The organism is Kitasatospora cathayae (genome assembly GCF_027627435.1).
In the GTDB taxonomy this organism is placed as follows: Bacteria; Actinomycetota; Actinomycetes; order Streptomycetales; family Streptomycetaceae; genus Kitasatospora; species Kitasatospora cathayae.
The window spans coordinates 7735197-7753962 of record NZ_CP115450.1 but is presented as its reverse complement, the minus strand read 5'-3'; the positions used below and the strand labels follow the sequence as shown (position 1 = coordinate 7753962).

The 18766-nt window shown below is 71.6% G+C and carries 18 protein-coding genes; 12 read left to right on the top strand and 6 right to left on the bottom strand.

Annotation, left to right across the window (positions count from 1 at the left end; genetic code table 11):
- Nucleotides 1-99: 99 nt before the first annotated feature.
- Nucleotides 100-855 carry an SDR family NAD(P)-dependent oxidoreductase gene (locus O1G21_RS34535; RefSeq protein WP_270149288.1) on the bottom strand — a complete coding sequence of 252 codons (756 nt, stop codon included), beginning with the start codon at nucleotides 853-855 and terminating at the stop codon, nucleotides 100-102.
- Between the two features lie 93 nt (nucleotides 856-948).
- On the opposite strand from O1G21_RS34535, the gene O1G21_RS34530 reads away from it, so the two are divergent.
- The 3 genes from O1G21_RS34530 (at nucleotide 949) to O1G21_RS34520 (ending at nucleotide 2692) form a co-directional block, all read left to right on the top strand.
- Nucleotides 949-1362, top strand: a complete 414-nt coding sequence (locus O1G21_RS34530) for a winged helix-turn-helix transcriptional regulator (RefSeq protein WP_270149287.1) — start codon at nucleotides 949-951, stop codon at nucleotides 1360-1362.
- Between the two features lie 75 nt (nucleotides 1363-1437).
- Nucleotides 1438-1941, top strand: a complete 504-nt coding sequence (locus O1G21_RS34525; protein WP_270149286.1) for a GNAT family N-acetyltransferase — start codon at nucleotides 1438-1440, stop codon at nucleotides 1939-1941.
- Nucleotides 1934-2692, top strand: a complete 759-nt coding sequence (locus O1G21_RS34520) for a class I SAM-dependent methyltransferase (protein WP_270149284.1) — start codon at nucleotides 1934-1936, stop codon at nucleotides 2690-2692. The genes O1G21_RS34525 and O1G21_RS34520 overlap by 8 nt, the downstream gene beginning before the upstream one ends.
- Nucleotides 2693-2875: 183 nt before the next feature.
- On the opposite strand, the gene O1G21_RS34515 is transcribed toward O1G21_RS34520, so the two are convergent.
- Together O1G21_RS34515 and O1G21_RS41875 are read right to left on the bottom strand one after the other, a co-directional pair.
- Nucleotides 2876-4006, bottom strand: a complete 1131-nt coding sequence (locus O1G21_RS34515) for an RNA-guided endonuclease InsQ/TnpB family protein (protein ID WP_270149282.1) — start codon at nucleotides 4004-4006, stop codon at nucleotides 2876-2878.
- Nucleotides 3970-4089: a helix-turn-helix domain-containing protein gene (locus O1G21_RS41875; protein WP_405000754.1), complete on the bottom strand. Its 120-nt coding sequence runs from the start codon at nucleotides 4087-4089 to the stop codon at nucleotides 3970-3972. The genes O1G21_RS34515 and O1G21_RS41875 overlap by 37 nt, the downstream gene beginning before the upstream one ends.
- A gap of 116 nt (nucleotides 4090-4205) precedes the next feature.
- On the opposite strand from O1G21_RS41875, the gene O1G21_RS34510 reads away from it, so the two are divergent.
- From O1G21_RS34510 to O1G21_RS34500, 3 genes are all read left to right on the top strand, one after another.
- Complete coding sequence (locus O1G21_RS34510) at nucleotides 4206-4361, top strand: hypothetical protein (RefSeq protein WP_270149279.1); 156 nt, start codon at nucleotides 4206-4208, stop codon at nucleotides 4359-4361.
- A 192-nt stretch (nucleotides 4362-4553) separates the two neighbouring features.
- Nucleotides 4554-4967: a VOC family protein gene (locus O1G21_RS34505; protein WP_270149277.1), complete on the top strand. Its 414-nt coding sequence runs from the start codon at nucleotides 4554-4556 to the stop codon at nucleotides 4965-4967.
- Between the two features lie 93 nt (nucleotides 4968-5060).
- Nucleotides 5061-7424, top strand: a complete 2364-nt coding sequence (locus O1G21_RS34500; RefSeq protein WP_270149276.1) for an excinuclease ABC subunit UvrA — start codon at nucleotides 5061-5063, stop codon at nucleotides 7422-7424.
- A gap of 6 nt (nucleotides 7425-7430) precedes the next feature.
- On the opposite strand, the gene O1G21_RS34495 is transcribed toward O1G21_RS34500, so the two are convergent.
- Entirely contained in the window at nucleotides 7431-7937 is a 507-nt protein-coding gene (locus O1G21_RS34495; RefSeq protein WP_270149275.1) for a GNAT family N-acetyltransferase, read from the bottom strand.
- A 298-nt stretch (nucleotides 7938-8235) separates the two neighbouring features.
- Between O1G21_RS34495 and O1G21_RS34490 the strand changes: the two genes are divergently transcribed.
- The 6 genes from O1G21_RS34490 (at nucleotide 8236) to O1G21_RS34465 (ending at nucleotide 14995) form a co-directional block, all read left to right on the top strand.
- Entirely contained in the window at nucleotides 8236-8388 is a 153-nt protein-coding gene (locus O1G21_RS34490) for a hypothetical protein (protein ID WP_270149274.1), read from the top strand.
- Nucleotides 8389-8399: 11 nt separating this feature from the next.
- Entirely contained in the window at nucleotides 8400-9920 is a 1521-nt protein-coding gene (locus O1G21_RS34485; protein ID WP_270149272.1) for a peptidoglycan DD-metalloendopeptidase family protein, read from the top strand.
- 14 nt (nucleotides 9921-9934) lie between these two features.
- Nucleotides 9935-11404 carry a hypothetical protein gene (locus O1G21_RS34480; RefSeq protein ID WP_270149271.1) on the top strand — a complete coding sequence of 490 codons (1470 nt, stop codon included), beginning with the start codon at nucleotides 9935-9937 and terminating at the stop codon, nucleotides 11402-11404.
- Nucleotides 11405-11600: 196 nt separating this feature from the next.
- Complete coding sequence (locus O1G21_RS34475) at nucleotides 11601-12365, top strand: serine/threonine protein kinase (RefSeq protein WP_405000753.1); 765 nt, start codon at nucleotides 11601-11603, stop codon at nucleotides 12363-12365.
- Between the two features lie 12 nt (nucleotides 12366-12377).
- Nucleotides 12378-13739 (top strand): serine/threonine-protein kinase, encoded by a 1362-nt coding sequence (locus O1G21_RS34470; protein WP_270149269.1) that lies wholly within the window; start codon nucleotides 12378-12380, stop codon nucleotides 13737-13739.
- A gap of 164 nt (nucleotides 13740-13903) precedes the next feature.
- On the top strand, nucleotides 13904-14995 hold the full coding sequence (locus tag O1G21_RS34465; RefSeq protein WP_270149267.1) for a BTAD domain-containing putative transcriptional regulator: 1092 nt from the start codon (nucleotides 13904-13906) through the stop codon (nucleotides 14993-14995).
- A 93-nt stretch (nucleotides 14996-15088) separates the two neighbouring features.
- On the opposite strand, the gene O1G21_RS34460 is transcribed toward O1G21_RS34465, so the two are convergent.
- Together O1G21_RS34460 and O1G21_RS34455 are read right to left on the bottom strand one after the other, a co-directional pair.
- Nucleotides 15089-16159, bottom strand: a complete 1071-nt coding sequence (locus tag O1G21_RS34460) for an alpha/beta hydrolase (RefSeq protein ID WP_405000848.1) — start codon at nucleotides 16157-16159, stop codon at nucleotides 15089-15091.
- 73 nt (nucleotides 16160-16232) lie between these two features.
- Nucleotides 16233-18659, bottom strand: a complete 2427-nt coding sequence (locus O1G21_RS34455; protein WP_405000752.1) for a penicillin acylase family protein — start codon at nucleotides 18657-18659, stop codon at nucleotides 16233-16235.
- Nucleotides 18660-18766: the final 107 nt, after the last annotated feature.

Below are 18766 nucleotides of genomic sequence, written 5' to 3'. Positions count from 1 at the left end.
CACGCGTGCCGCCGGGCAGCAGCGTGGCACCGGCCGGAGAAAAAAGCAATCATGCCTGCTTGTTTTGCTGCACCGTCACCCCGTCACCCGCGGGCCGTGTCAGCGCATCCCGCCGGAGGCGAGAATGACGTCCCCGGTGATCCAGCGCGCGTCGTCGGAAGCCAGGAAGGCCACCAGTGGGCCGTAGTCGTCCGGGGTGCCCGTTCGGCCCAGCGGGGTCTCGGCGATCGCCTGTGCCTCCTGGGGCGAGCCGGGGAATCCCATGGCCCTGCTGCCCTCGGTGTCCGACGGTCCGGGCATGATCGCGTTGACCCGGATGCCGCGCGGGCCGAGCTCCTTGGCCGCGACGATGGTGAACGCGTTGACGGCGCTCTTGGAGGCGACGTAGAGCGAGGCGTACGGCGGGTGGGTGAGCGTGCCGGCCGTCGAGACGTTGATGATCGACGCGGTGCCGATGTCGTCCTGCGCGGCCAGGGCCTGCGTCGTGAGGATCGTGCCCAGCAGGTTCGTGGTCAGCTCGCGCTGGAACTCCTCTTCGGTGATGCCCGACAGCGGCGCGAAGGCGGCGACGGCCGCGTTGTTCACGAGCACGTCGACCGGCCCGTACTCCTCGCGCGCCCGGGCGAACAGGTGGCGCACGTCGTCGCCGCGGGCCACGTCCGCCCGGACCGCGACCGCCCGGCCGCCCTCGGCGGTGATGTCCGCGACGACCCGCTCGGCGCCCTCCGCATCCTCCCGGTAGTTCACCACGACGGCCGCGCCGGTCCCGGCCAGCGCCTTGGCGATCCCCGCTCCCAGGCCCTTCGATGCGCCCGTGACGATCGCCGTACGTGCGTTGCTGCTGCTCCTGCTCACAGTGACTCCTCGAACGTTGGTGCTTGCACAAGTCACCGTAGGAAAGGCCATTACGACTCGGAAGTACCTACTTTTTTGTAAGCTCCTGCGGTGATGGAAACTCAGCACGTCGCGACAGCCGCCCGACTCCTCGCCCACGACACCTTCGACCAGAAGTGCGCACTCAGGCCGATCATGGACCAGACGACCAGCCGCTGGGCGACACTGATCATCTCGGCCCTCATCGCCGGCCCGCACCGCTTCGCGCAGCTGCACCAACGAGTCGGTGGCATCAGCCAGAAGATGCTGTCGCAGAACCTCAAGGCACTGGCCCGCGCCGGGCTCGTCGGTCGCCATGTCGCGCCCACCAACCCGCCCCAGGTCACCTACAGCCTGACGGAACTCGGTACCAGCCTGGCCGGGCCGCTGACCGACCTCATCCAGTGGTTCGGCCGGCACGGAGACGAGCTCCTCGCCGCCCAGGAGCACTACGACAGCCAGCAGGCGTCACCGGGGTCGCGGCCTTAGCGCCCAGGGTCGTTCCACGCGTGCGGGAGGGATATTCCGTGCGCCGACCGCCGACCGGTGGATAGCCTCGGCGGCATGACCTGGCTGCCTGCTGATTTCGTCCATCCCCTCCAAGTGCCGCTGCTCGACGGGGCGTACCACCTGCGGCCGATCAGGGAGGCGGATGCGCCGCTGGACTATCCGGCCGTGATGGGGTCGCGGGAGCGGCTGTTCGGCATCTTCGGGCCGGCCTGGGGGTGGCCGTCGGAGACGATGACGGCCGAGGCGAACCGGGCGGACCTGGCGCGGCACGAACGGGAGATCGCCGCCCACCAGTCGTTCAACTACGTGCTGCTGGACCGGGCCGAGACGGCGATCCGTGGCTGTGTGTACATCGACCCGCCGGAGCGGGCCGGCGCCGACGGGGAGATCTCCTGGTGGGTGGTGGACGAGTTGGTCGGCGGCGAGGTGGAGCGGGCGCTGGACGCGCTGGTGCCGCAGTGGATCGCCGCCGACTGGCCGTTCCGGCGGCCGCGCTTCCTGGGGCGGGACGTCAGCTGGCAGGACTGGCTGGCATTGCCGGGTGTCCGGGATGCCTGAACGTGCGCTGAGTTTCGGGACGGTCGCGGAGGCCTACGAGCGGTACCGGCCCGGCTATCCCGAGGAGCTCTTCGAGCTGGTCGCGGAGTACGCCGGCCGGCCGGTGCGGACCGCCCTGGAGATCGGTGCCGGGACGGGCAAGGCGACCCGACTGTTCGCCGTGCGCGGCCTCGCCGTCACCGCGACCGAGCCCGACGCCGCCATGCTCGCCGAGCTGCGCAGGCACGTCCCGGCGGAGGTGCGGACGGTGCGCTCGGCGTTCGAGGAGCTGGAGCCGGGTGAGCGGTACGACCTGGTCTACGCGGCGGCCTCGCTGCACTGGACCCGGCCGGACGGCCGGTGGGAGCTGATCGCCCGGCTGGTGGAGCCGGGCGGTGTGTTCGCCTCCTTCGGCGGACCGGTCCGGCCGGCCGATCCGGCCGTCGCGGAGGCCGTCCGGGCGGCCCGCGCGCCGTTCCTGGAGAGCGACGAGCTCCCGGCGCCGGACGGGACACCGCTGGCGCAGGAACTGCAGTGGCCGGGCACCGAGCTGCGGCGCTCCGAGTGGTTCGCCGACGTCCGACAGGCTGTGATCGCACAGCGTCTGACGATGAGTTCGGAGGACTACGTCGGCCTGCTGTCGACCGTCTCGGCGTACCTCATGCTGGCGGACGCCGTACGGGAGCAGGCGTTCCGCCGGATCCTCGCGGTGCTGCCGGAGCGTGTCGAACTGGACGCCGACATCACCGCGCACCTCGCCCGCCGCCGCTGATTCTTGACACCCAGACTCCTCGCGCTAAGGCACGGGGATTCCCTGTCACGCTCCGCGCGAGAACGCCGCGCGGGGCGTGGCGGCTGGTTCCTGCTTCGGCCCCTGGCGGGGTGTTGCTCGCGTGCCCTCGATTGCCGACCGGATGAGGACTTACAGCGATCCACAGGCGTTTACCCTGCTCGGTTACCCGACAGGGGCCGGTACGTCCACCGGTATGCGGGCGGCTGCACGCAGGCGCCGTCCTTCGTCGTGCAGGTTCTTGGCCGCGTTGTGGTCGCGGTCGTGGTGGGTCTGGCAGTTGCCGCAGGTCCAGGAGCGCACGTGCAGCGGGAGCTTTCCGGGCCGGTGTCCGCAGGCCGAGCACAGTCGGGTGCTGGGGAAGTCCCGGGCCACCTTGGTCAGCTCGCGCCCGTACCGGATCGCCTTGTACTCCAGCATGAGGACGAACTGGCCCCATCCGGCGTCGTTCACGGACTTGGCGTTGCGGGACCGCGCGAGACCGAGCACTCCCAGGGTCTCCACGGTGATCGCTTGATTCTCGCTGATCAGCTTGGTGGAGGGCTTGTGCTGCCAGTCCTTGCGGGCGTTCGCCGCGTGCGCGTGCGCACGGGCGACCTTGACCCTGGCCTTGTCCCGGTTCTTCGACGTGTCCTGCTTGCGGGACAGCTCACGCTGCGCCCGCTTGATCTTCTTCTCCGCCCGGCGCAGCCAGCGCGGGTTCTTGATCTTCTGCCCGTTGGACAGGATCGCGTAGTGGGTCAGTCCCAGGTCGATTCCGATCTCGGCCACGGTGTCCGGCATGGCTGACAGGTCGTCGGTCGGGTCGGTGTCCACCACGAAGGAGGCGAACCAGTGTCCGGCGGCGTCCTTGATCAGGGTGACCGAGGATGCCTCGGACGGCAGGGCGCGCGACCAGGTGACCTTGAGGTCGCCGATCTTCGGCAGGCGGAGCTTGCCGTCCTCGGTGATCGACCACCGGTCGGACCTGGTGAACCGTGCCGACTGACGGCGGTCCTTGCGGGACTTGAACCTGGGGGGCTCGACCAGAGGTCCGGCGCGTTTGCCGGTCTTGGAGTCCTCGTGCGCCGTCCACGCCTTGTCCAGATCCCGAAGAGACTGCTGCAACACCCCGACCGGGGCCTGGGACAGCCACGGCTGCCCGTTGCGCTTGCCCTCGATGACCAGGAGCTTGCCCAGGTCGCCGTTCTTCGGGATGCGCAGGTAGGGGCCTTCGGCGATCCGCTCGCGCGCGTTGCCGAGCAGCTTGTTCGACTCCTTCACCGGGATCCGCAACGCCAGAGCGGCGTTCCACACCACCGGGCACACCCGAACACGCGGGCTGCGCGCTTGCGCTGACCCACGGTCGGGTGCACTCGGAAGGAGTAGCGGAGCTGCATGACGATCACTGTACTGACCGAAGCTCATTTATGGCCACGATTCAGGAGATTCGGGTAGATGCCGCGCATCCGCCGTGCACGCCCACTCGGTTCTAGTGACGAAGTACCGTCACAAGGTGTTAGACGAGCAGTCCCTGCGGGCGGCCGGGTTCTGTGAGCTGGAGTGGGTGCCGCTGCAGATCTCCGAGGAGGGCCTGCGCGAGTTCGGCGAGGACTTCTGGGCGGACGCGCTCGCCCACCCGCCGCTGGAGCTGCTGCGCTGCCGCGCCTGAGCAGCGGGCCGGCGCTCGCCCCAGCAGCGGGCCCGGCGCTCAGCCGAGCAGCGCGTGGAGGGTGCTCGCCCGATCGGGGGGTCGGGCGAGCACCCTCGACGCGCCGCGTCCGCGGAGACCGAGGGAGACCGGGAAGGAACCGATCAGGATTCGAGAAGCGCCCGCCCGGGGGCCGCGCCTAGCGTTGCGGTCATGAACGACATCACCATTCACTGGACCTTCCTCCCCCACACCGACCCCGAGGCCTCCCTCGCCTTCTACCGGGACCTGCTCGGCTTCGAGGTCCGCCAGGACGTCGGCGGCGGCCCGATGCGGTGGATCACCGTCGGCCCCGAGGACCAGCCCGACGTGTCGCTGGTGCTGGAGCCGCCGTTCGCGGACCCGGGCATCACCGAGGACGAGCGGCGTACCATCACCGAGATGATGGCCAAGGGGACGTACGCCCGGCTGGTGCTCGCCACCGCCGACCTGGACGGGGTGTTCGACCGGCTGAAGTCCGGCGGCGCCGAGCTCGTGCAGGAGCCGACCCTGCAGCCGTACGGCATCCGCGACTGCGCCTTCCGCGACCCGGCGGGCAACATGGTCCGCTTCAACGAAGTGCGCTGAGTCGCCCGGGCCCGCCCCGCCGCCACCGGCCGGAGCGGGCCCCGATCCATCCGTCCGGAGAGCCCGCCCGACCGCCAGGGAGCGAAGAGAACGATGCCCGAGCCGCACGTCGCCGACAGCCACGACCTGATCCGGGTGCACGGCGCCCGCGAGAACAACCTCAAGGACGTCAGCGTCGACATCCCCAAGCGCCGGCTGACGGTGTTCACCGGGGTGTCCGGCTCCGGCAAGAGCTCGCTGGTCTTCGACACCGTCGCCGCCGAGTCGCAGCGGTTGATCAACGAGACCTACAGCGCCTTCGTCCAGGGCTTCATGCCCACCCTGGCCCGCCCCGAGGTGGACGTCCTGGAAGGGTTGACCACCGCGATCATCGTCGACCAGCAGCGGATGGGCGCCGACCCGCGCTCCACCGTCGGCACCGCCACCGACGCCAACGCGATGCTGCGCATCCTGTTCAGCCGGCTCGGCACCCCGCACATCGGCTCCCCCAAGGCCTACTCCTTCAACGTCCCCTCGATCAGCGGCGCCGGCGCGGTGACCGTCGAGCGCGGCGGCAAGACGGTCAAGGAGCGGCGCAGCTTCAGCATCACCGGCGGCATGTGCCCGCGCTGCGAGGGCCGGGGCAGCGTCTCCGACATCGACCTCACCCAGCTGTACGACGACACCAGGTCGCTCACCGAGGGCGCGATCCTCATCCCGGGCTGGAAGCCGGACAGCTGGTGGACGGTCGGCGTCTACGCCAACTCGGGCTTCCTCGACCCGGACAAGCCGATCCGCCGGTACACCGAGAAGGAGCTCCAGGACTTCCTGTACCGGGAGCCGACCAAGGTCAAGGTCAACGGGGTCAACCTCACCTACGAGGGCCTGATCCCCAAGCTCCAGAAGTCCATGCTGTCCAAGGACAAGGACGCCCTCCAGCCGCACATCCGGGCCTTCGTGGAGCGCGCCGTCACCTTCACCGCCTGCCCGGAGTGCGAGGGCACCCGGCTGAGCGCGGCCGCCCGCTCGTCCAAGATCGCAGGCCTGAGCATCGCCGACGCCTGCGCGATGCAGATCAGCGACCTCGCCGAGTGGGTCCGCGCGCTGGACGAGCCCTCGGTGGCGCCGCTGCTCACCGCGCTCCAGCAGGTGCTGGACTCCTTCGTGGAGATCGGCCTCGGCTACCTCTCCCTGGACCGCCCCTCCGGCACCCTCTCCGGCGGCGAGGCGCAGCGGGTCAAGATGATCCGGCACCTGGGCTCCTCGCTCACCGACACCACGTACGTCTTCGACGAGCCCACCACCGGCCTGCACCCGCACGACATCAGCCGGATGAACGACCTGCTGCTGCGGCTGCGGGACAAGGGCAACACGGTGCTGGTGGTGGAGCACAAGCCGCAGACCATCGCGATCGCCGACCACGTGGTGGACCTCGGCCCGGGAGCCGGTGCGGCGGGCGGCTCGGTCTGCTTCGAGGGCAGCGTGGCCGGGCTGCGCGACAGCGGCACCGTGACCGGCCGCCACCTGGCGGACCGGGCGGCGCTGCGGGAGACGGTCCGCACGCCCACCGGCAAGCTGGCGATCCGCGGCGCGGACACCCACAACCTGCGGGACGTGGACGTGGACGTTCCGCTCGGGGTGCTCACCGTGGTCACCGGGGTCGCGGGCTCCGGGAAGAGCTCGCTGATCCACGGCTCGATCCCGGCGGAAGAGGGCGTGGTGTACGTCGACCAGGGCGCGATCAAGGGCTCCCGACGCAGCAACCCGGCCACCTACACCGGGCTGCTCGACCCGATCCGCAAGGCCTTCGCCAAGGCGAACGACGTGAAGCCGGCCCTGTTCAGCGCCAACTCGGAGGGCGCCTGCCCGACCTGCAACGGCGCCGGCGTGGTCTACACCGACCTGGCGATGATGGCCGGGGTGGCCAGCACCTGCGAGGACTGCGAGGGCAGGCGCTACCAGGCCTCGGTGCTGGAGTACCGGCTGGGCGGCCGGGACATCAGCGAGGTGCTGGCGATGTCGGTGACCGAGGCGGAGGAGTTCTTCGGCGCCGGGGAGGCGAAGCTGCCGGCCGCGCACCGGATCCTGGAGCGGCTCGCCGACGTCGGCCTCGGCTACCTGAGCCTCGGGCAGCCGCTGACCACGCTGTCCGGCGGTGAGCGGCAGCGGCTGAAGCTGGCCACCCACATGGGCGACAAGGGCGGGGTCTACGTCCTGGACGAGCCGACCACCGGTCTGCACCTGGCGGACGTCGAGCAGTTGCTCGGCCTGCTGGACCGGCTGGTGGACTCCGGCAAGTCGGTGATCGTGATCGAGCACCACCTGGCGGTCATGGCGCACGCGGACTGGATCATCGACCTCGGCCCGGGCGCCGGGCACGACGGCGGCCGGGTGGTCTTCGAGGGCACGCCGGCCGAGCTGGTGGCCGCTCGCTCGACGCTGACCGGCGAGCACCTGGCGGAGTACGTGACCGGCTGACGGGCGCTATCCGAGCGGGAGGCGCATCTCCAGGATCCTGGCGTCCTCGTCCAGCACGTACGGCGTCTCGCCGCCGGTGTACGTGAAGCCGCGCCGCCGGTAGAAGGCGGCGGCGCGGTGGTTGGCCTCGTGCACACCGAGCAGCATCCACCTGGCGCCGCCGTCCCTGGCCCAGGCGATGACGGCGTCCAGCAGGGCGTCGGCGACGCCGCGGTCGCGGCCGCGGTGCGCCGGGTCGACCCAGACGCCGATCAGGTCGACGGTCTCGGCCTTGATGCTGGGGGTCGCCAGCATGGTGGCGACCCACTGGTCGGTCTCGTCCACGGCGACCAGGCCGATCCGGCCGGGTTCGTTCAGCCAGTCCGTGCGGGCCCGCCAGTTGCCCTCGCGCTGTAGCTGCGCGTACTCGTAGGGCTCGCCGAACGCCATGGGGGTGTCGAGGAGTTGGGCCAGCCGGATGGTGCGCAGCCGCTGCCAGTCCTCCCCGCCGATCCGCTCGATCCGGTACTCCATGCCGTCCCCCGTGGTCCGCAAAGGCCTTCGCTGCCGGTGATCACCGGCAGCGAAGGCACTATAGCCGCGGGCTCACGGCTTACTCCGGACCCATCTCGGCTCCGCGTTCCCCCGCTTCCGCCTCATCCGCTCCACGACCAGCGCGACAGCTCGTGGCGGCGGCGCGAGTACGCCTGGTCCGCTCCTGTCAGTCCGTATGGTTCCGGGTTCTGCGCCGCGCGGCGCGTGGCTACCGTCCCAACCGCTCGACACCGGGCGGTCCGGACGGATCGCCGTCACGCGTTCCCAGGAGGTCACGTTGACCGCGCACCACCCCACCCGTAGCGGCATCCTCAAGTCCGTCGGCGGGCTCGGCGCCGCACTGGCGCTCGGCACCGCGGGCCGGTTGGCGTCGGCGAGGCCCGCCGCGGCGGCCGGCAACGGCATCATCGACCGCCTGCGCAAGGCGTGAGGGGCACCCCGGTGTTCCCCTCCCTCTCCCGCCGCGCTTCGCGCCTGGCCCTGGCCACCGCTTCCCTGCTGCTGCCGGTCACCGTGCCGACCTCCCCCGCCGAAGCCACCCCCGCCGTGGTCGCCGGGTTCGCGGCCTCCTGCCCCGCCGCCGGGTACATCTCCCAGGGCTACACCCCGGAGCACAACGGCATCGACATCGCCAACGATTACGGCACCCCGATCTACGCGGTCGGCGAAGGCCAGGTGGTGGCCTCCGGACCGGCACAGGGCTACGGCCAGTGGATCCGCATCCTGCACCCCGACGGGACCATCACCGAGTACGGCCACATGCGCGAGCGGGACGTGGTCGCCGGCGACCATGTGACGGCCGGTCAGCAGATCGCCCTGATGGGCAGCGAGGGCGAGTCCAGCGGCCCGCACCTGCACCTGCGGGTCTGGGCCGACGCCGACGCGACCGTGCGCACCGACCCGATCCCCTACCTCGCGGACCGCGGCGTCGCCATGCCCTGCACGCCCGGATCCGGCCCCCGCCCGGCGCCGTTGGTGTATCCGGCGAAGTCCGGCCGGGTGGTGGCCACACGCTCGGCGGACGGCCGGCTGGAGTTGTTCGCCGCCGGTGCCAACGGCGTCTCGCACGCCTGGCAGACGACGGTCAACGGCGCCTGGTCGGACTGGGAGTCCCTCGGCGGCCCCAGCAGCGCACGGCTCGCCATCGGCCCGGACGCGGACGGCCGACTCGAAGTCTTCGCGCTCAACGGCGGCACCCTCCAACACCGTTACCAGCTCCAGCCCTCCGGCGCCTGGTCGAACTGGGAGACCTTCGGCGGCGGCGGACACGACCTCGCCGTCGGCACCAACCAGGACGGCCGACTCGAGGTATTCGCCTCGGGCCCGGTCGGAATCTTCCACAAGTACCAGACCGCACCCAACAGCGGCTGGTCCGACTGGGAGACAGCCGGCGGCGGCCCCGCCGACAGCGAGGTCCGACTCGGCAAGGCCCCCGACGGCCGACTCGAAGTCTTCGCCCTCAACACCACCACCTTCCAACACCAATGGCAGACCGCCGTCAACGGCGGCTGGTCCAGCTGGGAAACCTTCGGCGGCGGCGGACACGCCCTCACCGTCGACCACAACCAGGACGGACGCCTCGAAGTCCTCGCCTCCGGCCCAGCCGGAATCTTCCACAAGTACCAGACCAGCCCCACCAGTTGGTCCGACTGGGAGGCAGCCGGCGGACCGGCCGACGCCAGGATCACCAGCCAGCCGACCGCGGACGGCCGCGTCGAGGTCTTCGCCATCAACGGCAGCACCGCGCAGCACACCTGGCAGACCAACCTGAACGCCCCGTACAGCCAGTGGGACACCTTCGGCAGCGCCGGCACCGAGATCTTCGCCACCGCCAACGCCGACGGACGGATCGAGGTCTTCGGCGCCAGCAGCTCCGGCGTCTACCACAAATGGCAGACCGGCTTCTCCACCTGGTCCGACTGGGCCTGGCTCAACACCACCGCCGGACCGGCCGTCAACTGAGGGGGAAGCCACACGTGACCAGCACACCACGCGCCCGCCGGGCGCCGCACCGCGTCCTGCTGTCCACGGTCGTCTCGCTGGGCGTGGCGGCGGGCCTGACGGCCGGAGCCACACCCGCGCCGGCCGCCACCGGCATCGACCTGTGCGCCGAGGTCGGGTACGAGGCCGGCTTCCGGGGCGACGCCCTGGTGACCGCGATCGCCGTCGGCATGGCCGAGTCCAGCTGCAACCCGTTGGCGTCCAACGTCCAGAACAACACCCCGCCGTCCCGCGACCGCGGCCTGTGGGAGATCAACGACTACTGGCACCCCGAGGTCAGCGACGCCTGCGCCTTCGACGCCCAGTGCAACGCCAACGCGGCGTACCGCATCTCCAACGGCGGCACCAACTGGCAGCCCTGGTCGACCTACAACCAGGGCGCGCACCAGCGCTACCTGGGCGCGGCGCAGGCCGCCGTGGACCGGCTCGGCCATCACGACCCCGGCCCGGCGCCGTTGGTGTATCCGGCGAAGTCCGGCCGGGTGGTGGCCACACGGTCGGCGGACGGCCGCCTGGAGTTGTTCGCCGCCGGCGCCAACGGCGTCTCGCACGCCTGGCAGACGGCGGTGAACGGAGCCTGGTCGGACTGGGAGTCCCTCGGCGGCCCCGGCAGCGCACGGCTGGCCATCGGCCCGGACGCGGACGGACGACTGGAGGTCTTCGCGCTCAACGGCAGCACCCTCCAACACCGTTACCAGCTCCAGCCCTCCGGCACCTGGTCGAACTGGGAGACCTTCGGCGGCGGCGGACACGACCTCGCCGTCGGCACCAACCAGGACGGCCGACTGGAAGTCATCGCCTCGGGCCCGGTCGGAATCTTCCACAAGTACCAGACCGCACCCAACAGCGGCTGGTCCGACTGGGAGACAGCCGGCGGCGGCCCCGCCGACAGCGAGGTCCGACTCGGCAAGGCCCCCGACGGCCGACTCGAAGTCTTCGCCCTCAACACCACCACCTTCCAACACCAATGGCAGACCGCCGTCAACGGCGGCTGGTCCAGCTGGGAAACCTTCGGCGGCGGCGGACACGCCCTCACCGTCGACCACAACCAGGACGGACGCCTCGAAGTCCTCGCCTCCGGCCCAGCCGGAATCTTCCACAAGTACCAGACCAGCCCCACCAGTTGGTCCGACTGGGAGGCAGCCGGCGGACCGGCCGACGCCAGGATCAGCAGTGAGCGTTCGCCGGACGGCCGGGTGGAGGCGTTCGCCATCAACGGCACGACCGCGCAGCACATCTGGCAGACCGGAGTGAACGCGCCCTACGGCCAGTGGGACACCTTCGGCAGCGGCGGCACCGAGATCTTCGCCACCGCCAACGCCGACGGACGGATCGAGGTCTTCGGCGCCAGCAGCGCCGGCGTCTACCACAAATGGCAGACCGGCTTCTCCACCTGGTCCGACTGGGCCTGGCTCAACACCACCGCCGGACCGGCCGTCAACTGATCAGAGCAGTAGTCACCTGCGGGCGGGAGCACTCGTGCTCCCGCCCGCAGGCCGTTCCGCGTCCGCCTCCACGACCTCGCCGTCAAGTGGCCTGCACCACCATACGGTTTATTGTCATGCTCAAAGAGGTAACGTTCGTCCGTCCGGCAAGGGCCGGCAGGCGAAACGGGGGAGCGGTGCGCGGGACGGAGGAATGGTGAGCGGGATTCTCGTCCATCTGCCGGAGGGGAGCGGCGACGAGGCGGTCACCCTGCGGCTCGGTCCGGGAGAGCGGGCGCGCTTCGGCCGCGGCTCCGCCACCACGCCGGTGGAGCTCCGGCTCGGCGACGAGACGGTCTCCCGGCTCGCCGGCGAGATCCACGCGACCGACGACCACTGGCAGTTGAGCAACCTCAGCAACACCCACGCCTACCTGGTGGAGAACCCGGAGGGCGCCGGCGAGTACCTGCGGGTGCCGCCCCGGCGGATCGGCGCACCGATCCCGTTCGAGTTCTCCCGGGTGGTGCTGCCCTCGCGGCGCGAGACGCCGCTGTCCTTCCAGGTGTTCGCGCCCGACCACGTCTACCTGGACCCGCACGCCCGCGTCGGCTCCTGGGAGAGCCGCACCATGACGGCGTACTCCCTGGACGAGACCGCCACCTACTTCCTGGTCCTGGTCGCGCTCTGCGAACCGTGGCTGCGCGACCGCTCCCCCGCCGCCGTACCCACCACCCCCCAAGTGGTCGCGCGGCTTCGCGGCCACCCGGCCTGCGGCCGGCTCACCGCCCGCGCGGTCAGCTCGCACATCGACTACCTCGCCGACGAGAAGCTCCGCATCGACGTGCCCGACGGCACGGACCGCACGGAGCGCCGCAACGGCAAGCGCGAGGCGGTGGTCGGACTCGCCCTGAAGTTCGGCATCGTCCGCGAGGAGCACCTCGCGCTACTGCCACGCCCCGAAGCCGCCGAGCCCGGACGGTAGGGAGGGACCGCGATGCCGCACGCCCCGGCCTTCCACGGGGACGGCGAGGAACTGCTGCCGGCCGGCCACCGGGTCGGCGAGTGGACCGTCGTCGAACCCATCGGCGAAGGCGGCTGGGCGACGGTCTACGCCGCCCGCCGAGCCACCCGGTCCGAACCGGAGGGCGCGCCGGAGGTGGACGACACGGTCGCGCTCAAGGTGCTGCCGACCGCCGGACTCGCCCCCCGCCAGGCCCGCAACGTCGCCGAAACCGCCCGCCGCGAGATCGAGCTGGCCCGCACCGCCCCGCACCCCCGGCTGGTCCCGCTGCTCGACACCCTCACCCTGACCGCCCCCGACCGCCCCGCGCTCGACGGCGCGATCGTCCTGGTCATGGAACGCGCCCGGTGCACCCTGCGCGACCTGCTCGCCACCGGCGTCGACGAGGACCGGGGCGGCCGGATCATCGCCGGTATCTGCGAGGGCCTGGCCCACCTCCACCGCTCCGGCTGGGTCCACACCGATCTCAAGCCCGAGAACGTCCTCATCGGCCGCGACGGCGAGGTGCGCCTGTCCGACTTCGGCCTCGCCATCGAACTCACCGGCACCCACGGCCACTGCGCCCCCATGGGCACCCCCGACTACCTCCCGCCGGAACGCTGGAAGGAGCCGCTCGGCGAGCACGGGGTCAAGATCCGCGCCACCGCCGACATCTGGGCGCTCGGCATCGTGGTCCACGAGGTGTTCGCCGCCGGCGTCCCGCCCTTCCCCGGCGCCACCCCCACCGCCCGCAGCGCCGCCGCCCAGCAGTACGCCGAGGGCCGCGCCGCCCTGCGGCTGGCCCCCGACGTCCCCCCGTTCTGGCGCGCCCTCGCCGCCGACTGCCTCGCCCCCACCCACGCCGCCCGCGCCCCGCACACCGCCGAGAGCCTGCTCGCCCGGATCCGCGCCCACCAGGCCGGCCGCCGACCGCGCCGCCGGAGCCGCGCGCGCGTGCGCGCCGGCCTGCTCGCCCTCGCGGCCTGCGCCGCGGCCACCGCCACCGTCTCCGCCCTCTGGCCGCACTCCGACCGGACCGGACACGCCGGCCGGATCCGGGTCTTCAACGCCGAACGCAGCTGCCAGGACCGCACCGACCGCGACCCGGGGTGCAGCCTGGGCCTCGCCATCGACCCGCGGCGCCCCTACACCGCCGAGAACGTCGTCCCCACCCGCGTCTGGCACGACGACACCCTCGACGCCGACTGCCAACTCGCCACCGGCCTGCCCATCATCGACGAGGAGGACCGTACCTCCACCCTCTGGTACCGCGTCCGCCTCCCCGGCCCCGCCGCCACCGCCTGGCTCCCCGCCGTCCGCACCAAGGACCGCCCCACCCTCGCCGACTGCCCCTGACCTGCACGGCGGACCGCTGCGGGGACCGGCGCGGATCGCCGAGAACCGGCGCGGACCGCTCCGCGCACTCCTCCGGATCGTTCCGGATTCCGGGCCCACCGCGCCCCGGCTAGCTTGTCGACGGCGTCCGCCGGACCGGCGGGCCCGGAGTGCAGGGAGCAGTGATGCCGTCGACCGCCACCACCACCCGGCCGAGCGCCACCACCGTCCAGCCGAGCACCGCCCTCCTCGGGCAGCAGGAGCGCGAGGTGCTCCACGCGGTCGGTTGCGGCCTGCGGGACGACGAGATCGCCGCCGCCCTCGGCGTCTCCGAGGAGGTCGTGGCCGGGCACCTGGCGCGGATCCTCGGGAAGCTCGGGCTGCGCGACCGGGCCGCCGCCATCGTCCACGCCTTCGACTGCGGACTCGTCGCCCCCGGCCGCGGCCCCCGCACCCGGGGCGCGGACCCGGTGCCGCGGGGCACCGGCGGCCGGACGGCCGGTCCGAAGGTGCGGATCTCCGTCCTCGGACCGCTGCGGGCCTGGCACGACGGACGACCCCTGGACCTCGGGCACCTGCGCCAGCAGGCCGTACTGGCGGCGCTGGCGCTGCACCGGGGACGGACCGTCAGCCGACAGGAGCTGCTCGACGGCGTGTGGGGCTCGGAGCCGCCGGTCACCAACGTGGTGCCCGTCCACGTCTACCGGCTGCGCAAGACCCTGCGGATCGGGGACTGCCCGGGCTCGGTGGTCGAGCACGACCGGTACGGCTACCGCCTGGCGGTCGGCGCCACCGAGGTGGACCTGGCCGACCTGGAGGCGCTGGTCGGCGCCGCCGGTACGGCTCACCGGGCGGGCGATCTGCCCGAGGCGGTCCGCCTCTGTTCCCAGGCGCTGGACCTGTTCCGCGGCGAGCCGCTGGCCGGACTGCCCGGCCCGCTCGCCGAACTGGAGCGGGTGCGACTGACCGAGCGCCGGATCACCGTCGCCCAGCGGCGGTCGCGGTGGCGGCTGGCGCTGGGCCAGCTCGCCGGGGCGATCGCGGAGCTGGTCGCGCTGTCCGCCGAGCACCCGCTGAACGAGCCGGTGGCGGCGATGCTGATGGACGCGCTGCACCGCAGCGGCCGCCAGGCCGACGCACTGGCCGTGTTCGACCGCACGCGCCGTCGGCTCGCCGACGACCTGGGGGTGCCGCCGAGTCCGGTGCTGCGGCGCACCCGTCAGCTGATCCTGCGCGGCGCCCAGGCGGGCCCGGTCCGCACCGGACCCGCACACTGACCGGTCGGACGACGGGCTCCACCGGGACGGTTGCCCGGTGGAGCCCGATGGAGCCTGATGGAGTCCGGTGGGACCCCGAGCGCCGTGACGCGGTCAGGAGGCGAAGGCCCGCTCCAGCCGGGGGATCAGGTCCCGGAGGTCCTGTTCCCAGCAGCCGCCGTTGTGGCCGCCGTTGCACTGGCTGCCCCAGGCGGAGCCGTCGCCGTAGTCGACGTAGTAGTAGGGCATGCCCAGGGCGTCCATGTGGTCCTTGACGTGCTTGGAGGCGCCTTCGAGCCAGAACTCCAGGTCGGTGGGCGAGCCGTGGCCGTTGCCCACGTAGATGGAGACCCCGACGCCGGCGAGCTTGTCCATGTGCTGGGACGGGTCGGCCTCGTTCCACCGCCAGTCCGCGTTGAACACCGGGTAGGGCGAGCCGAACAGGGCGTCACTGTCCACGCCCGGCTTGTAGGGATCGTTGTCGGGGTCGCAGAACCCGGAGGCCGAGCCGCAGATCGCGCCCTGCCCGTCGATGAGGGAGGCGACGACGGCCAGCCGCAGGTCCATGGAGTCGACCGACAGGTCGATGTCCCCCGACAGGGACGCGGTCTGGCTGAACAGCTCGGGGTGGTCCTGGGCGTAGTGGAGGGCGCCGAACCCGCCCATCGAGACCCCGGCGACGGCCCTGCCCTTCTTGGTGGGGATGGTCCGCAGGTTCGCGTCGATGAACGGGATCACCTGGTTGAGGTGGAAGTTCTCCCAGTTCTGGGCCCCGAGTCGGGTGTTCTGGTTCAGCCAGTTCGCGTACCAGCCGCGGGCGCCGCCGTCCGGGATGACGGTGATCATCGCGTTGGAGGTGGTCAGCGCCGGGTAGTTCTGCTGGATCGGGTCGTCGGGCGATCCGTGCAGGAAGTACAGCACGGGGTAGCGCCGGGCCGGGTCGTCGTAGTAGCCGCTCGGCAGGATGATCTTGATGTGGTGCTTGCCCGTGACCTCGGGCGTGGTCACGGTGAGGTAGAAGTCGGTGGGACCGCCCACGGTCGAGTCGACCTGGGTCAGGCCGAACCCGTCCGTCATCCTCGGCGGCGCGCCCGGGCCGGCGGCTCGGGCCGGAGCGGCCGGAGCGGCGGGAGCGGCCGTGGTGGCCGTCCCGACGAAGCCGACGACGGCGGCCAGCAGGGCCACCACCGTTCGCCGGCGGTGAAGTGTCCTCGTCACGGTGTTCCCCCTCGTGGTCGTCGTGGTGCGCGGCGCGGCCTCAGCCGAGGACCTTGACCTCCAGCGCCGGTGAGGCCGCGATCTGGTCCTCCGTGTACCGCTCGGTCACCCACTGGCCGGCCGAGAACAGCTTGGTCTGGTCGGCGTAGTGGGGCGAGTTCGGGTTGGCCGACTGGGAGTAGGCCAGTACGGAAGCGGACTCGGGCGGGCCGTCGGCGGTGAACCTGGTCTCCTGGATGAAGCTGGAGCCGAAGGTGATGTCGAACTTGCCGTCGACCGTGCCGGGCGTGACCACGTTCAGCACGCCCAGCTCGTGGATCGAGCCGTGGATCGGGATCTGCTCGCCGTTGCGGGTGACCTTCTGGACGTCCGACAGCGGCGCGTTCAAGGCGATGCCCGCGTTGCGCAGCGCGAGGACGGCCCGGGCGAGCGAGTTGCGGACGCTGTCGTTCCCGGCGTCCAGCGAATTGGGCGTGTGCACCGGGTCCTTGGGATCGAAGGGGACCCGCCACGGCAGCTTCTCGATCGCCTGCCCGTTGGTCAGGAAGAACCAGAAGTTCTCGAACAGCCAGGAACCCCGGCTGTCCGCCGTGTACTTGTGGTTCCAGGCGGCCAGGATCGGGCACGCCTCACTGATGTTGACCAGGTTGCCGTCCACCAGGACGAGCCCGAACGGCGCTCCCTGGCAGGCGCTCACCGTGGCGTTGAGGGCCAGGTCGGCCGCCCTGCTGTTGTCGGCGAACAGCAGCTGCCGCATGTTCTCCGGCGTGAATCCCCGGCCCGGCAGGCCGTCGTTGCCGTTGATCCGGTTCTGCGCGGTCAGGATCAGCTCCTGGGTGCGGAGCGAGCGCGGCTGCCCGGTGTCGCCCATCACGCGGGGGAAGGACAGCGGCTGCTCGGGATTGGCCAGCCAGGCGCTGTCGTTGGCGTTGCCCACGAAGTCGGAGCGGATCAGGCGTGGTTGCGCGTGCGGGTCCAGCAGTCCGGGCGCGACCGCGTTCGGGTCGTTCGGCCAGTCGCACTCGCTGCGCTTGCCGTCGAAGATGGAGACCGGCGGCACGTTGGGCAGCCGCAGCTGCTGGTTGAACAGCACCTGACCCGTCAGGGTGAGGCAGGACTGCGCGTGGGCGTCGGTGATGTTCGGGGCGGCCTGGATGTCCGCGTAGAGCGCGTTGCCCTTGCGGTCCGAGGCGACGGTGTTGAAGAAGGGGACGCCCTCCGTGGTCTCCAGGGAGTTCACCACGTCGTTGACGTCCTTGGCCTGGTCGAGGTGGAACCAGGTGTTCAACGCCCGCAGGTTGTCCATGTTCGCGTCGCGCACCGCGTGCGCGCTCACCACCCAGGGCAGCGGGATGCCCATGATCGAGGTGGTGATCGGGCCGTACCGGGTGGACCAGAGGGTCCTGGTGACCCTGCCGAGGGAGCCGTCCGGGTTCAGCACGTCGACGCCGACCTGCTGCGAGGTCATCGGCTGCCAGGTGCCGTCCACCAGGTAGTTGGTCGGGTGCAGCGGGTCCACCTGGACGTCGAACAGTCCGAACGGGGCCACCGTGGCGACGGTGTGGGTCCAGGCGACGTCGTCGTTGTGCCCGATGTTCACGGCGGGCAGGCCGAGCAGGCTGGCCCCGGAGACGTTGAACCGCCCCGGGATGGTCAACTGGGCCTGCCACATCCGGTTCTTGCCCTGCCAGGGGAAGTGCGGGTTGGCGAGCAGCATGCTGGTGCCGCCGGAGACCCCCTGGGAGCCCACGGCGAGGGCGTTGCTGCCCATGCCGCCCTGCTGGCGGGCGGCGGCCATCGCCTCGCGGATCCGGTTGCCGGTCTCCTCCGGGGAGAGCGCGGGCTGGGCGCCACCCGACTGGGCGGCAGCCGACGCCCCCGGGGGTGCGGCGTTCACCTCGCCGTCCACCAGCGGATCGGCGCTGCCCATGATGATCTCGGCGTGCGCGTGCCGGTAGACGTCGAGCTCGGTGATCGGCCGCACCCAGGCCGCGCCGCGGCAGGCCGGGTCGGAGATGTTGTTCACGCCGGTCTCGGCCAGGTACCGGTTGTACCCCTGGACGTAGCCGCGGATGGCCTCCTTGACCTCCGGCTCCGGGCCCTTGGGCGCGGGCTGGTCGATCAGCCCCTCCACCACGCGGTTGTCGTTGATGCGCTGGAAGTACAGGTCGCTGTTGAGGTTGGTGGTGCTGTTCTGGTTCTGGCCGGGGCTCGCCTTGCCGTCGGGGCCCAGGTAGCGGGACCGCTGGGCGTTGACCATCAGATAGGTGTCGGCCAGGGTGCAGATGTTGTCCTTGGCCGCGGCGTACCCGTATCCCTCCCCCAGCCCCGCCAGGTCGGCGGCGATGATGTGCGGGATGCCGTACTCGGTGTAGCGGATCGTCGGCTTGTCCGGCCCGGGTGCGGCGGCCGGTGATCCGGCGGCCGCCGTCGTGCCCAGCAGCGGCACGACGGCGATGACCGCCACGGCCAGCCTCGCCTTGAGTCCCCTCCGCCCGGGCCCCCTCCGCGCGGGCCCCTCCCGTTCGAATGCGCTCAGCGCCATCGGTCCGTCCTCTCCCTGCCGGTCCAGTG

Bases quoted from the DNA above. Each gene is read 5' to 3' on its own strand.
- O1G21_RS34530 (WP_270149287.1), top strand. From the start codon at position 949: ATGGAAACTCAGCACGTCGCGACAGCCGCCCGACTCCTCGCCCACGAC.
- O1G21_RS34525 (WP_270149286.1), top strand. From the start codon at position 1,438: ATGACCTGGCTGCCTGCTGATTTCGTCCATCCCCTCCAAGTGCCGCTG.
- O1G21_RS34520 (WP_270149284.1), top strand. From the start codon at position 1,934: ATGCCTGAACGTGCGCTGAGTTTCGGGACGGTCGCGGAGGCCTACGAG.
- O1G21_RS41875 (WP_405000754.1), bottom strand. From the start codon at position 4,089: ATGCAGCTCCGCTACTCCTTCCGAGTGCACCCGACCGTGGGTCAGCGC.
- O1G21_RS34505 (WP_270149277.1), top strand. From the start codon at position 4,554: ATGAACGACATCACCATTCACTGGACCTTCCTCCCCCACACCGACCCC.
- O1G21_RS34500 (WP_270149276.1), top strand. From the start codon at position 5,061: ATGCCCGAGCCGCACGTCGCCGACAGCCACGACCTGATCCGGGTGCAC.
- O1G21_RS34495 (WP_270149275.1), bottom strand. From the start codon at position 7,937: ATGGAGTACCGGATCGAGCGGATCGGCGGGGAGGACTGGCAGCGGCTG.
- O1G21_RS34470 (WP_270149269.1), top strand. From the start codon at position 12,378: ATGCCGCACGCCCCGGCCTTCCACGGGGACGGCGAGGAACTGCTGCCG.
- O1G21_RS34465 (WP_270149267.1), top strand. From the start codon at position 13,904: ATGCCGTCGACCGCCACCACCACCCGGCCGAGCGCCACCACCGTCCAG.